Origin of the sequence: Pantoea cypripedii, from assembly GCF_002095535.1 — a bacterium.
GTDB lineage: Bacteria > Pseudomonadota > Gammaproteobacteria > Enterobacterales > Enterobacteriaceae > Pantoea > Pantoea cypripedii.
The window spans coordinates 1,022,556-1,035,634 of the sequence record NZ_MLJI01000001.1; the positions used below are offsets into that span (position 1 = coordinate 1,022,556).

The 13,079-nt window shown below is 54.1% G+C and carries 15 protein-coding genes; 11 read left to right on the forward strand and 4 right to left on the reverse strand.

The window, feature by feature from the left end:
- Positions 1-242 precede the first annotated feature (242 nt).
- The 3 genes from HA50_RS04565 to HA50_RS04575 all read right to left on the reverse strand — a co-directional run bounded on the left by HA50_RS04565 (position 243) and on the right by HA50_RS04575 (position 3,069).
- The gene (locus HA50_RS04565; protein ID WP_084878333.1) at positions 243-1,505 is read right to left on the reverse strand and encodes a histidine-type phosphatase; all 1,263 of its coding nucleotides are present in this window, start codon (positions 1,503-1,505) and stop codon (positions 243-245) included.
- Between the two features lie 18 nt (positions 1,506-1,523).
- Positions 1,524-2,336, reverse strand: a complete 813-nt coding sequence (locus HA50_RS04570; protein ID WP_084873087.1) for an inositol monophosphatase family protein — start codon at positions 2,334-2,336, stop codon at positions 1,524-1,526.
- A 151-nt stretch (positions 2,337-2,487) separates the two neighbouring features.
- Complete coding sequence (locus HA50_RS04575) at positions 2,488-3,069, reverse strand: ACP phosphodiesterase (RefSeq protein WP_084873088.1); 582 nt, start codon at positions 3,067-3,069, stop codon at positions 2,488-2,490.
- Positions 3,070-3,171: 102 nt separating this feature from the next.
- Between HA50_RS04575 and queA the strand changes: the two genes are divergently transcribed.
- The 7 genes from queA (at position 3,172) to HA50_RS04610 (ending at position 9,641) form a co-directional block, all read left to right on the forward strand.
- Positions 3,172-4,242, forward strand: coding sequence for a tRNA preQ1(34) S-adenosylmethionine ribosyltransferase-isomerase QueA (gene queA, locus HA50_RS04580; protein ID WP_084873090.1), 1,071 nt, complete (start codon positions 3,172-3,174; stop codon positions 4,240-4,242).
- A 30-nt stretch (positions 4,243-4,272) separates the two neighbouring features.
- Complete coding sequence (tgt, locus tag HA50_RS04585; RefSeq protein WP_084873092.1) at positions 4,273-5,397, forward strand: tRNA guanosine(34) transglycosylase Tgt; 1,125 nt, start codon at positions 4,273-4,275, stop codon at positions 5,395-5,397.
- Positions 5,398-5,421: 24 nt separating this feature from the next.
- On the forward strand, positions 5,422-5,754 hold the full coding sequence (gene yajC, locus HA50_RS04590) for a preprotein translocase subunit YajC (RefSeq protein WP_084873094.1): 333 nt from the start codon (positions 5,422-5,424) through the stop codon (positions 5,752-5,754).
- A 25-nt stretch (positions 5,755-5,779) separates the two neighbouring features.
- Positions 5,780-7,627 carry a protein translocase subunit SecD gene (secD, locus tag HA50_RS04595; protein WP_084873096.1) on the forward strand — a complete coding sequence of 616 codons (1,848 nt, stop codon included), beginning with the start codon at positions 5,780-5,782 and terminating at the stop codon, positions 7,625-7,627.
- Between the two features lie 10 nt (positions 7,628-7,637).
- On the forward strand, positions 7,638-8,606 hold the full coding sequence (secF, locus tag HA50_RS04600) for a protein translocase subunit SecF (RefSeq protein WP_084873098.1): 969 nt from the start codon (positions 7,638-7,640) through the stop codon (positions 8,604-8,606).
- 272 nt (positions 8,607-8,878) lie between these two features.
- Complete coding sequence (locus HA50_RS04605; RefSeq protein WP_084873100.1) at positions 8,879-9,406, forward strand: DUF2778 domain-containing protein; 528 nt, start codon at positions 8,879-8,881, stop codon at positions 9,404-9,406.
- The gene (locus tag HA50_RS04610; protein WP_084873103.1) at positions 9,375-9,641 is read left to right on the forward strand and encodes a hypothetical protein; all 267 of its coding nucleotides are present in this window, start codon (positions 9,375-9,377) and stop codon (positions 9,639-9,641) included. Before HA50_RS04605 ends, HA50_RS04610 begins: the two co-directional genes overlap by 32 nt.
- A 114-nt stretch (positions 9,642-9,755) precedes the next feature.
- On the opposite strand, the gene HA50_RS04615 is transcribed toward HA50_RS04610, so the two are convergent.
- A complete protein-coding gene (locus HA50_RS04615; protein WP_084873105.1) occupies positions 9,756-10,307 on the reverse strand; it encodes a SadB/YajI family lipoprotein in 552 nt (183 codons plus the stop codon).
- Positions 10,308-10,502: 195 nt separating this feature from the next.
- On the opposite strand from HA50_RS04615, the gene nrdR reads away from it, so the two are divergent.
- From nrdR to nusB, 4 genes are all read left to right on the forward strand, one after another.
- Complete coding sequence (nrdR, locus tag HA50_RS04620) at positions 10,503-10,952, forward strand: transcriptional regulator NrdR (RefSeq protein WP_021185864.1); 450 nt, start codon at positions 10,503-10,505, stop codon at positions 10,950-10,952.
- 3 nt (positions 10,953-10,955) lie between these two features.
- Positions 10,956-12,059 (forward strand): bifunctional diaminohydroxyphosphoribosylaminopyrimidine deaminase/5-amino-6-(5-phosphoribosylamino)uracil reductase RibD, encoded by a 1,104-nt coding sequence (ribD, locus tag HA50_RS04625; RefSeq protein ID WP_084873107.1) that lies wholly within the window; start codon positions 10,956-10,958, stop codon positions 12,057-12,059.
- A gap of 73 nt (positions 12,060-12,132) precedes the next feature.
- A complete protein-coding gene (gene ribH / locus HA50_RS04630; protein WP_084873109.1) occupies positions 12,133-12,603 on the forward strand; it encodes a 6,7-dimethyl-8-ribityllumazine synthase in 471 nt (156 codons plus the stop codon).
- A 19-nt stretch (positions 12,604-12,622) separates the two neighbouring features.
- On the forward strand, positions 12,623-13,042 hold the full coding sequence (gene nusB, locus HA50_RS04635) for a transcription antitermination factor NusB (protein ID WP_084873111.1): 420 nt from the start codon (positions 12,623-12,625) through the stop codon (positions 13,040-13,042).
- The last annotated feature ends 37 nt before the right edge of the window (positions 13,043-13,079 follow it).

Consider the following 13,079-nt stretch of genomic DNA (forward strand, 5'->3'; position numbering starts at 1 on the left):
GCTCTTAAATATCCTGACGCCTGAGGCGAAAAAAATAAATCGGCGCATCCTGTCGCCGAAAAACAAGGGTAAAAAAATAATGAATCAAGGGATGATTGACGTTTAAAGGTTAACGCGAGGTAAACGAAATGCGTACCTCTGACGGAAAATATAGATAATTCTCAGACGACCCTGCGAATTACTCACACAAACTTAATGATTGTCTTTTTTATCTGATAAGCCGTGTGAGTATAAATAACGGGTTATTGTGGGTAATTGACGGGGATTATCGCTTGCTTATCCAGTGCCTGGCTGAAGGTACGCAACGTCGATTGATAAGGACACAAGGTACCGACATCGGTAATCCGACAGTTTTTCTCATGCCACTCCTCACGCAGCAACGGATGGCGATCGTCCACCGGGGCTAAGTGCCGCAGATCATCCAGACTTTGGGCCTGGAAGTAGATATGCAAAAAACGCTCGCCGGTTTGCATGTCGCGCCAGCGTTCGAACACCAGGCTACTGCCGGGTGGGACATTGCCACGGGCATAGCCCGGCAACTGCCAGCTGAAGTTCATCAGCGTTCGCACACGAGCGATATTGGTATCGTGCGCCACCAGCAGTAGCCAGCGGGTGTTCGGTGACGCGTTCTGCACCGGGCTGACACCCTGTTCCAGCCCTTTGATAATGGCATCCAGCAAAATCGAACCACGGCGCTGTGCCAGATAAGGGACATCGTTGCTGAGATCATAGCTGGCGGTCAAAATCGGTAACAGCGCGGTGATCTGGCTGGCGGCGGTGATATTGCCCCATGCCAGCTGGTTGAGCGGCAGGTTCTCGCTCCAGCCCAGCCGCAGCGTTTCCACCATACTGGCCAGCACGCTCAGGCCCTGTACGTAAGTATGTCCTTTTTTGGTTTGTTTCAGCTGCCACGGGCGATCAAACTGGGCGCAGTCGTTACCGGGCGCGCAAACCGCCTGTTTAAGCAGCTGCACGGCGGGTTGCAGCTGCTGTTGCAGTGCCGCCAGATCACCGGCTTTGGCCACCATCGCGGCATGTTCCCGGGAGGGATCGAGGTCAGCAAAGGGCAAATCCTCCGACTGGAACAGCGGGTCGGTAGCACCATCAACATGATGTATCGCGACCCCACAGCCAGGAAATGCGCCATCAACCAGTGCCTCTGCGGTGGCGCGAGTGCGCTGTAGCGGGCTGGCCCGCACGTAAATTTCGTCGCCCGTCGGGCAACCCAGGGGCAGCAGACCGAGCTGTCGATAATGCTCGCCTTCCCAGCGACCTTTATTCACCACGGCGGCGTAACCGTGCCCGGTCAGTTCACCGTCGGCAGTGACCCAGCGTGTCCAGGGGCGAGCGGTCACCGCTTCGATCTCTTTGCGATTGCCGGGGGTAGGAGGGCGCACACCGTGTCGGCTGAGCTCCACCACTTTTTCCAGCTGGTAGTGATCGGCAGCCTGACTGCTACCGATCAACAGCCACAGCGCACTGACCAGCAGCAAAGACGATCGCATGGACATCGGTGAATCCTTTTATAAGCGGGCAGAGGAGGCTGGCAGCATCGCTTTCAGCTGTGGATAGAGCGTCGCATTGGTGAGCAGCACCGGATTACCGTTTTTTAGCCCGTCGTGGCGCAGATAATCATTAGTGACGCCGCCTGCTTCACGCATCAGGACGATGCCCGGCAAACCGTCCCACGGGTGCATATGGGCTTCAAAATAGCCGATCAGACGCCCGGCAGCGGCCCAGGCGCTCATCAGTGCACCCGAGCCGGTACGGATAAACATGCCACCCTGTTGCAGCAGGGCAGAAATAAAGTTTGTAAGAGGTTCTGGTGGCTGGCTGTTGGAGCTGCTAATCCCCAGCACCCCCTGATCCAGCTGCCGGGCGCTATGTACCTGGATACGTTTGTCATTAACCCAGGCACCTTTGCCGCGGCAGGCGTGAAACAATTCGTGATGATTGGGATCGCACACCACGCCAATCACCGCTTCATTTTCACATACGATGGCCAGCGACACGCACCAGTTATGCAAACCATTAATAAAACAGCTGGTGCCATCAATCGGATCCACCACCCAGACAAAGCGCGCACCTTCCGTTTCGCCGCCACTCTCTTCGCCCAGCACCGCGTCTTCAGGAAAACGTTCGGCAATCAGGGATTTAATCAGTTGTTCCACATTGCGATCGGCTTCACTGACCACATCCTGAAGGTCCTTTTTATGCTCAATCACCAGTTGGTGGCGCTGCTGATACCAGGAAAGCGCGCGACTGGCGGCAGCTTTAGCGACATCACAGGCATAGTGATAACGCGCGTCAAGTTCAGTAAGTGATGCTGATGACATCTTTCCCTCTTATGATTTGCGACAGGCGAAATAGATTAAACCGCCCGGACAGGCGAATTGGCTGTGTGATCCAGGTAACGAAAGTTAAGAAAGGCTTCATTAAGCCGCAGATAAAAGCGGCTGGCAAGAGGGGCGATGGATTCGGAATGCGTTATAGCTGTTGCGTGCGGGCCAGCGCCATCATGCGCGGATAGAACTGGAAGAACTGTTGCTCCAGCCCGGCATAGTGCTCAACGAAGTCCTGATAAGAATCACGCAGTGCTTTAAGGCGCGGACGGCGCAGAGCCATGCCGTTCAGCACCCGTTCAAGACGCGTGGGTTCTGCATAATGTTCAAACCAGTGCTCGCGCCACATCACGCTGTTTAGCTCGATAAAGCCTTCCGGCGTGCCGTTTAACTGCGGCACAATTTCGCGCTCGGCAGCGGCAGTGAAGGCCACCAGCGATTGTTGCGGATGCATTTTATCCCAGTGCAGGGCGAGGAAATGGTCCCAGATAACGTCCAGCGTAATCGGGGCGACACGTCGGGTTTCGGCACGAAACCACTGACGCGCTTCGCGTACTTCCGGCAGATTATCGGTCATAACGTCGATACGACGGTGCATCCGGATGCCATCGGCAACCGGGGTCGGCCAGTCCTCATGCGGGTTACCGCGCACAAAGTCGGCCATTAAGTTACCGAGCAGTGAGCTGTCAGCCAGATGGGCCAGATGAAGGTGAGCAAGAAAGTTCATGGCGCATTATAGCCAGAATCAACGAGACGCAGCCAGTTGTTCAGAATTAGTCGCTTTTCCGCTAAACTATGCCGCCTGTTTTTAGTCCTGAAGAAGTGAAGTATGCGTGTAGCCGATTTTGCCTTTGAGTTGCCGGAATCTTTGATCGCCCATTATCCCCAGGCGCAGCGTAGCGGTTGCCGTCTGTTGTCGCTGGATGGCCCGAGCGGTGCGCTCAGCCACGGTGTGTTTACCGATGTACTGGATAAACTCAATCCGGGCGATCTGTTGGTCTTCAACAACACCCGTGTCATTCCCGCGCGCGTTTTTGGTCGCAAGGCCAGCGGTGGCAAAATTGAAATGCTGGTGGAGCGCATGCTGGATGATAAGCGCGTGCTGGCGCATGTGCGAGCCTCCAAAGCACCGAAGCCGGGTACCGAATTATTGCTGGGCGATGATGAAAGCGTCAAAGCAACCATGGTGGCGCGCCATGATGCGTTGTTCGAGATCGTATTTGAAGATGACCGTGCAGTGCTGGATATCCTGAATAGCGTCGGCCATATGCCGCTGCCGCCTTATATTGACCGTCCGGATGAAGATGCCGACCGTGAGTTGTACCAGACGGTATACAGCGCGCGTCCGGGGGCGGTAGCCGCGCCGACGGCGGGCCTGCACTTTGACGAGCCTTTACTTGAGGCGCTGAAAGCCAAAGGCGTCGAGATGGCGTTTGTCACGCTGCACGTGGGGGCGGGCACATTCCAGCCGGTGCGGGTGGAAACCATCGAAGATCACACCATGCACGCGGAATACGCCGAAGTGCCGCAGGACGTGGTGGATGCGGTGCTGGCCTGTAAAGCACGGGGTAATAAAGTGGTGGCGGTTGGCACCACCTCGGTGCGGTCGCTGGAAAGTGCAGCGCAGGCAAGCAAGGATGCGCTGATTGCGCCGTTCTTCGATGATACCCAGATCTTTATCTATCCCGGTTATCAGTACCAGGTGATCGATGCGCTTATCACCAATTTCCATCTGCCGGAATCCACCCTGATTATGCTGGTGTCGGCGTTTGCCGGTTATCAGCACACCATGGCGGCCTATCATGCGGCGGTCGCGGAGCAGTACCGTTTCTTTAGCTACGGGGATGCCATGTTCATCACCCGTAATATGAATGCACCTGACGAAAGCGTCGGGATTTAAAAATCAGACTGTCTCTCTGATGAGGTAATTGTGAAATTTGAGTTAGATACTACTGACGGGCGCGCACGCCGTGGCCGTCTGGTTTTTGATCGTGGTGTGGTGGAAACCCCGGCATTTATGCCAGTGGGCACCTATGGCACGGTAAAAGGCATGACGCCGGAAGAAGTCCAGGATACCGGTGCACAAATTATCCTCGGCAACACCTTCCACCTCTGGCTGCGCCCAGGGCAGGAAATCATGAAGCTGCATGGCGATCTACATGATTTCATGCAGTGGAAAGGACCTATCCTCACCGATTCGGGCGGTTTCCAGGTGTTCAGCCTGGGTGATATCCGTAAGATCACCGAAGCCGGTGTGCATTTCCGTAACCCGATCAATGGCGATCCGATTTTCCTCGATCCGGAAAAGTCGATGGAGATTCAGTTCGACCTCGGTTCCGATATCGTCATGATCTTTGATGAATGTACGCCTTACCCGGCGGATTGGGACTACGCGAAGCGCTCAATGGAGATGTCGCTGCGCTGGGCAAAACGCAGCCGTGACCGTTTTGACTCACTTGGCAACAAAAATGCGCTGTTTGGCATTATTCAGGGCAGTGTTTACGAAGATTTACGTGATGTCTCCGTCAAGGGTCTGGTAGAGATTGGCTTTGATGGGTACGCTGTGGGCGGCCTGGCGGTGGGTGAGCCAAAAGAAGACATGCACCGTATCCTGGAACACGTCTGTCCGCAAATTCCGCACGACAAACCGCGTTATTTGATGGGCGTTGGCAAGCCGGAAGATCTGGTGGAAGGCGTTCGTCGCGGTATCGATATGTTTGACTGCGTTATGCCGACGCGTAACGCGCGTAACGGTCATTTGTTCGTCACCGATGGCGTGGTGAAAATCCGTAATGCGAAGCATAAAGATGATACCTCGCCACTCGATGCCGAGTGTGATTGTTACACCTGTCGCAATTACAGCCGTGCATACTTGCATCATCTCGATCGCTGTAACGAAATACTGGGCGCACGTCTGAACACTATCCACAATCTGCGCTATTACCAGCGTCTGATGGCGGGTTTACGCAAGGCTATCGAAGAGGGTAAATTAGAGCACTTTGTTAGCGAGTTCTATCAACGGACGGGCAAAGCGGTTCCACCGTTAAACGTCTGATAATTCATCAATGAGGGAAATTTAATGAGCTTTTTCATTTCTGACGCTGTGGCTGCAGCAGGCGCACCGTCTCAGGGAAGTCCTTATTCTCTGGTGATCATGCTGGTGGTCTTTGGTCTGATCTTTTACTTCATGATTCTGCGTCCGCAGCAGAAGCGTTCGAAAGATCACAAGAAATTGATGGATTCCATCTCCAAGGGGGATGAAGTGCTGACCAGCGGTGGTTTAGTGGGTCGCGTGACCAAAGTAGCAGAAACTGGCTACATCTCTATCGCCCTGAACGACACCACTGAAGTAGTAATCAAACGTGATTTCGTGGCTGCCGTTCTGCCGAAAGGCACCATGAAGGCGCTGTAATTTTTTCTTCCCGAAGGAAACTGCCGTGTTAAACCGTTATCCTTTGTGGAAGTACATCATGCTGGTCGTCGTGATTCTCGTCGGCCTGCTCTATGCGCTTCCCAACCTTTATGGTGAGGATCCGGCCGTTCAAATCACTGGTGCGCGCGGTGGCGCCGCCAGTGAGCAAACGTTGGATCAGATCCAGACTGCATTACAAAAAGATAATATTCAGAGCAAATCCCTCGTTCTGGAAAATGGCGCGATTCTTGCGCGCTTTGCTAATACGGATGTGCAGCTGCGCGCCCGTGAAGCGATTACTAATGTGCTTGGCGAGAACTACGTTGTTGCGCTCAACCTGGCTCCGGCTACCCCGCGCTGGCTGAGCATGCTGTCCGCAGAACCGATGAAACTCGGTCTTGATCTGCGCGGCGGCGTACACTTCCTGATGGAAGTGGATATGGATACCGCCCTGGGCAAACTGCAGGAGCAGAACGCCGACGGCCTGCGCAGTGACCTGCGCGATAAGGGCATCCCCTACGTTACCGTGAATAAAATCGCGAACTATGGCGTGGAAATCCGTTTCCGTGACGGCACCAGCCGTGATGCGGCCATTAGCTATCTGTCGTCGCGTCACCGTGATCTGGTGATCTCAAGCCAGGGTAGCGATACCTTGCGTGCGGTGATGACCGATGCTCGCCTGAGCGAAGCGCGTGAGTATGCGGTTCAGCAGAACATCAACATCCTGCGTAACCGTGTTAACCAACTCGGCGTAGCCGAACCGCTGGTACAGCGTCAGGGTTCTGACCGCATCGTGGTTGAGTTGCCGGGTATTCAGGACACTGCGCGTGCCAAAGAGATTCTGGGTGCGACTGCTACCCTCGAATTCCGTCTGGTTAACACCACCGTTGACCCGAGCGCCGCGGCCAGTGGCCGTGTTCCGGGTGACTCTGAAGTGAAAATGACGCGTGATGGTCAGCCGGTTGTGCTGTACAAACGTGTGATTCTGACCGGTGACCACATCACGGATTCCACATCCAGCATGGATGAGTACAACCAGCCTCAGGTGAACATTTCACTGGATGGCGCGGGCGGTAACATCATGTCTAACTTCACCAAGGACAACATCGGTAAGCCGATGGCGACCCTGTTTGTGGAGTACAAGGACAGTGGTAAGAAAGATGCCAACGGTCGTGCGATTCTGGTGAAACAGGAAGAAGTGATTAACGTGGCGAACATTCAGTCGCGCCTCGGTAACAGCTTCCGTATCACCGGTATCAGCAACCCGAACGAAGCTCGTCAGCTGTCGCTGCTGCTGCGTGCCGGTGCGCTGATTGCGCCGATTCAGATTGTGGAAGAGCGTACCATCGGCCCAACTATGGGTCAGCAGAACATCACACAAGGTCTCGAAGCCTGCCTGTGGGGTCTGATCGCTTCCATCATCTTTATGGTGGTGTTCTATAAGAAATTCGGTCTGATCGCCACCAGTGCTCTGCTGTGTAACCTGGTGCTGATTGTCGGCATCATGTCACTGCTGCCGGGGGCTACGCTCACCATGCCGGGTATTGCCGGTATCGTGCTGACGCTGGCGGTAGCGGTGGATGCGAACGTACTGATTAACGAACGTATTAAAGAAGAGTTGCGTAACGGACGTTCCGTGCAGCAGGCGATTCATGAGGGGTACAAAGGTGCCTTCTCCAGTATCGTCGATGCTAACGTGACCACGCTGATTAAAGTCATCATTCTTTATGCGGTCGGTACCGGTTCAATCAAAGGTTTTGCGATCACCACGGCTATCGGTATCGCTACCTCCATGTTTACCGCTATCGTCGGCACCCGTGCCATCGTTAACCTGGTGTACGGCGGCAAACGCATCAACAAGCTGTCTATCTAAGGAGTGCGTTGTGGCACAGGAATACAGTATTGAACAGCTGAACCATGGGCGTAAGGTCGTTGACTTTATGCGCTGGGACACGCTGGCTTTCATCATCTCTGGTTTGCTGATTCTGGCGTCTATCGCCATTGTCAGCGTGCGAGGCTTCAACTGGGGCCTCGACTTTACCGGCGGGACGGTGATTGAGATCAACCTGGAAAAACCAGCCGAGCTGGATACCCTGCGTGTTGCGCTGGTGAAAGCAGGCTTCCAGGAACCCCTGGTGCAGAACTTTGGCAGCAGCCGTGACGTGATGGTACGCATGGCTCCGGTCCAGGGTCCGGCGGGTCAGGAACTGGGCAACAAAGTGGTGTCGGTGATTAACGAAACCGCACAGCAGAATGCTACCGTGAAGCGTATCGAGTTCGTTGGGCCGAGCGTGGGCAGCGATCTGGCGCAGGCGGGGGCGATGGCGCTGATGTCGGCACTGCTTGCGATTCTGATCTATATCGGTATTCGTTTTGAGTGGCGTCTGGCACTGGGCACCGTACTGGCGCTGGCGCACGACGTGATCATCACCTGCGGCATTTTGTCGCTGGCGCACATCGAGATCGACCTGACTATCGTCGCGTCACTGATGTCGGTGATTGGTTACTCGCTCAACGACAAAATCGTGGTTTCCGACCGTATTCGTGAGAACTTCCGCAAGATCCGTCGCGGTTCTTCTTACGATATCACCAACGTGTCGCTGACCCAGACGCTGAGCCGTACCCTGATCACCTCGCTGACCACGCTGGCGATGATCCTGATCCTGTTCATCTTTGGTGGTGCCCTGCTGAGAGGTTTCTCGCTGACCATGTTGATTGGTGTGACCATTGGTACCATCTCATCAATCTATGTCTCTTCAGCGCTGGCGCTGAAACTGGGCATGAAGCGTGAACATATGCTGGTGCAGAAAGTGGAGAAAGAGGGCGCCGATCAGCCTTCTATCATGCCGTAATTTGCGACAGTAAAAGCGTTGAAGTAAACCGCATCCTGGTTTGGATGCGGTTTTTTTTATCCAATCCATGTGCACTTTTACCATTCTCCTTAGCTTTTCCTCCTCACATCCAGAATTCAGTTATTCAATTGAATGGCGACTTTTCAATTCAATGTGATTTGACTCTGGTTAATGCATCAAAAGAGTATACATTTCCATCACTTTAACCATATTGTAACTGTGGTTTATTACTTGTCGGGTTTGTTCGATTATTTGAAAAGGAACTTTAGTGTATGGCTATACAAGGAAAGTTTGTTATCAACGATGCCGATTTCTGCCCATTAATGTTTTACGGGATAGGCACCTTCATGGCCTATTCCGGTAAAGACCAGTACCGTAACAAGGTTGGTTGTGTAGGTGTGCCAAATCTCGGGCCAATACCTGGGGGGCGCTACCACATTGTTAAGCGTCCGAGTGGGGGGCTAAAAGGTATTATTCGCACTGACCTTCAGGATATGTATTCATGGCCTACATCAACGCCAGTTAATAAACATGAATGGTTTGCACTGTTTCGAGATGATGGAACAATTAACGATGACACTTGGATAAATGGGGTAAAGCGAGGTAATTTCAGATTGCATCCCCCTGGGCCTATGGGGGTTTCTTTGGGGTGTATCACGTTGCAGCATCGTACTGATTTTATTGCAATTCGTCAGGCGTTAATGGCAACGAAACTGATTAAGCTAAGTAATGGCATGATGTCCTATGGAATGATCGAGGTGATTTTGCATGGCAGCCCGACGTGTCCCGATGGGGTTTAAGATAGCGATTGGCGTAACGCTATTCATTATCTCGTTTTTGTTGGTACGTCCGTCGTCTCCCGCCACTACGAGTGAATATGCGTTCTGGAATAAGGCAGCAAATTTGTTTGGTGAAAATGATGTCGAGGGGTTTGTCGGCATTGTTTTACTCATCATTTGCACATTAACGACGATTATTGGTTATCCCATAGCTATCAGACTTATTGAATGCAGGCTTAACAGAAAAAAAGAGTGAGACAGCTGTTCCGCATTTCAGTAGCAGCGCGATTTATCGCGCTGTTTTAATCACAGCGCAGAAAAACAGCGCGATAAATCGCGCCGCTACGAATCACTGCAAACTCACTGGCGATCAGGGTGTCGTTGCGCTGGTCACATCATGAACACGGACATAACCGAGTTGCTCAGGAGACAGTCCGCTGAGGCGCAGCGGTACGGTCACGGAACTGCGTGGCATCAGGCTGGCGGGCACGCTGATGGTCTGGCTCAGGCTGTCTGCATTCAGCGGTTTGCCGCTGGCCGGGTCCATTTCACCCCAGACCACGGTGGCGTTCAGCGCCGGAACCGGTTTGTCGTCCGTTGAGCGAATATTCAGATTGGCACGACTGCCGCTGGCTTCACCCTCTACGCGTGTGAGTGACAGGCGTAATTTGCCCAGTTGGGTTTGCAGCTCCACCGGCGTGTTGGCCTGGGGTAGCAACCATGCACCCTGGCTGGATTGGCTATTCAACTGCCCCTGAATTTCCAGCGCGCTGGCCTGATTGGTTAGCTGACGCATTTGCTGATTAAGCTGACTGACTTCCCGATGCAGTTGTTTGACCTGCGGTGAAACCGGGGTTGAACTACAACCACTCAAAACCAGCAAAGAAAGCGCTGCCGGCACCCATAACATCCTGATCGTCATGCAATGTCCTTTCCATTGTTGGGAAAACCTCATGTTGCGCGATAAATCGCGCCGCGACAACCCGTGCACTGTATCGTAGCGGCGTGATTAATCACGCTGTTTTAACCATTACCGTCCTTTTCATGTCAACGCATTTTGTTGAAATCGAGATCGGCGCTACACTGTATGGCCCAAATTCTCGCGACAGGAAACGTCATGCATTGCCCATTCTGCTCCGCTGTGGACACCAAAGTGATCGATTCGCGCCTGGTCAGTGAAGGCTCCTCAGTGCGTCGTCGTCGCCAGTGTCTGGTGTGTCATGAGCGTTTTACCACCTTTGAAGTGGCTGAGCTGGTGATGCCGCGTGTGGTAAAAAGCAACGATGTGCGTGAACCCTTTAACGAAGATAAGCTCAGCAGCGGCATGATGAAGGCGCTGGAGAAGCGTCCGGTCAGCGCCGATGCGGTGGAAAGCGCGGTTAATCATATTAAAACGCAGCTGCGCGCCACCGGTGAGCGCGAAATTCCCAGTAAACTGATCGGCAATCTGGTGATGGATGAACTGAAGAAGCTCGATAAAGTGGCTTACATCCGTTTCGCGTCGGTTTACCGCAGTTTTGAAGATATTCGTGATTTTGGCGAAGAGATCGCCCGCTTACAGGATTAATTCATGACCGACGAACGCTATATGGCGCGCGCGCTGGAACTGGCACGTCGCGGACGTTTTACTACCACACCGAACCCCAATGTCGGCTGTGTGATTGTGCGTGATGGCGAGATTGTCGGTGAAGGCTGGCATCAGCGTGCCGGAGAACCCCACGCAGAAGTTCATGCGCTGCGCATGGCTGGCGATAAAGCCCGTGGCGCTACCGCCTATGTCACTCTCGAACCCTGTAGCCATCATGGCCGGACCCCGCCTTGTTGTGATGCGTTGATCGCCGCCGGTGTCAGCCGCGTAGTGGCTGCGATGCAGGATCCCAATCCGCAGGTAGCCGGTCGAGGTCTTTACCGTTTGCAGCAGGCAGGCATTGAGGTGAGCCACGGTTTGATGATGAATGAGGCTGAAGCACTCAATCGCGGCTTCCTGAAACGCATGCGTACCGGATTTCCGTGGATCCAGCTCAAACTGGGTGCCTCGCTGGATGGCCGCACCGCGATGTCCAGCGGCGAAAGCCAGTGGATCACTTCTGCTGCGGCAAGGCGCGATGTGCAACGTTTTCGTGCCCAAAGTTCGGCTATTCTTAGCACCAGCAGCACGGTGCTGGCGGATAACCCGTCGCTGACGGTGCGCTGGGGTGAACTGAATGACGAAATCCGCCAGCAACTGGATGAAAACCAGCTGCGCCAGCCGGTGCGGGTGGTGATCGATAGTCAGCAGCGTGTGACGCCGCAACATCAGTTGATTGACCAGCCGGGCGAAACCTGGCTGATGCGCAGCCAGGCGGATCAACAGGCCTGGCCTGCAAGCGTCAGCCAGATTGCCGTGCCGCAGCGTGAAGGCCAGCTGGATTTGGTGGCAATGATGATGTTGCTGGGTCAGCGCCAGATTAACAGCGTCTGGGTTGAAGCCGGGGCATCGCTTGCCGGTGCGTTGTTACAAGCCGGGTTGGTGGATGAGCTGATTATTTATCTGGCACCGAAGTTGCTGGGTAACGCCGCGCGCGGCCTGTGTGAACTGCCGGGTCTGGAGCGTCTTGCCGATGTTCCTGCCCTGAATTTTAGCGATGTGCGCCTGGTGGGCGAAGACCTGCGTCTGACCCTGACCCCGCGCTGAAAAGCCTGAGCGCGTCGCCAAAGAGTATGATAGAATCCGCCCCCTTCTCGGGGCTTAACTCCGAAGGATATGTATGAAAGTTATCGAAGCTCCTGTTGCCACGCCTGATGCCAGCATCGCCATCGTAATTGCGCGTTTTAACAACTTCATCAATGACAGCCTGCTGGACGGTGCGGTTGATGCGCTGAAACGTATCGGCCAGGTGAAAGACGAAAACATCACCATCGTCTGGGTACCGGGCGCTTATGAACTGCCACTGGCGGCGCGTGCGCTGGCCAAAACCGGTAAACATGACGCCATCGTGGCGCTGGGTACCGTGATCCGTGGCGGCACTGCACACTTCGAATATGTGGCCGGTGAAGCCAGCTCAGGTATCGCCAACGTGGCAATGACCAGCGATATCCCGGTGACCTTTGGCGTGCTGACCACAGAAAACATCGAGCAGGCGATTGAACGCGCCGGCACGAAAGCGGGTAACAAAGGTGCCGAAGCGGCCCTGACTGCACTCGAAATGATTAACGTATTGAAAGCCATCAAAGCCTGATTTTTGTAAGGGGAATTTTGTGAAACCTGCTGCTCGTCGTCGCGCCCGTGAGTGCGCTGTCCAGGCGCTTTACTCCTGGCAGTTGTCCAACAACGACATTGCCGATGTGGAATACCAGTTTCTGGCGGAACAAGACGTCAAAGACGTCGATATTAGCTACTTCCGCGAACTGCTGGGCGGTGTGGCGACCAACAGCGCATACCTGGATGGTTTGATGAAACCTTACCTGTCGCGCCAGCTGGAAGAGCTGGGCCAGGTTGAGAAAGCCATCCTGCGTATTTCGCTGTATGAGCTGAGCAAGCGTGCTGATGTGCCGTACAAAGTGGCCATCAACGAGGGTATCGAGCTGGCAAAAGTATTCGGCGCGGAAGACAGCCATAAATTTGTCAACGGCGTGCTGGATAAAGCCGCTCCACAAATCAGACCCAACAGAAAATAGTGCAAGAGGCCGGATTCCCGGCCTTTTTTCATTGAGA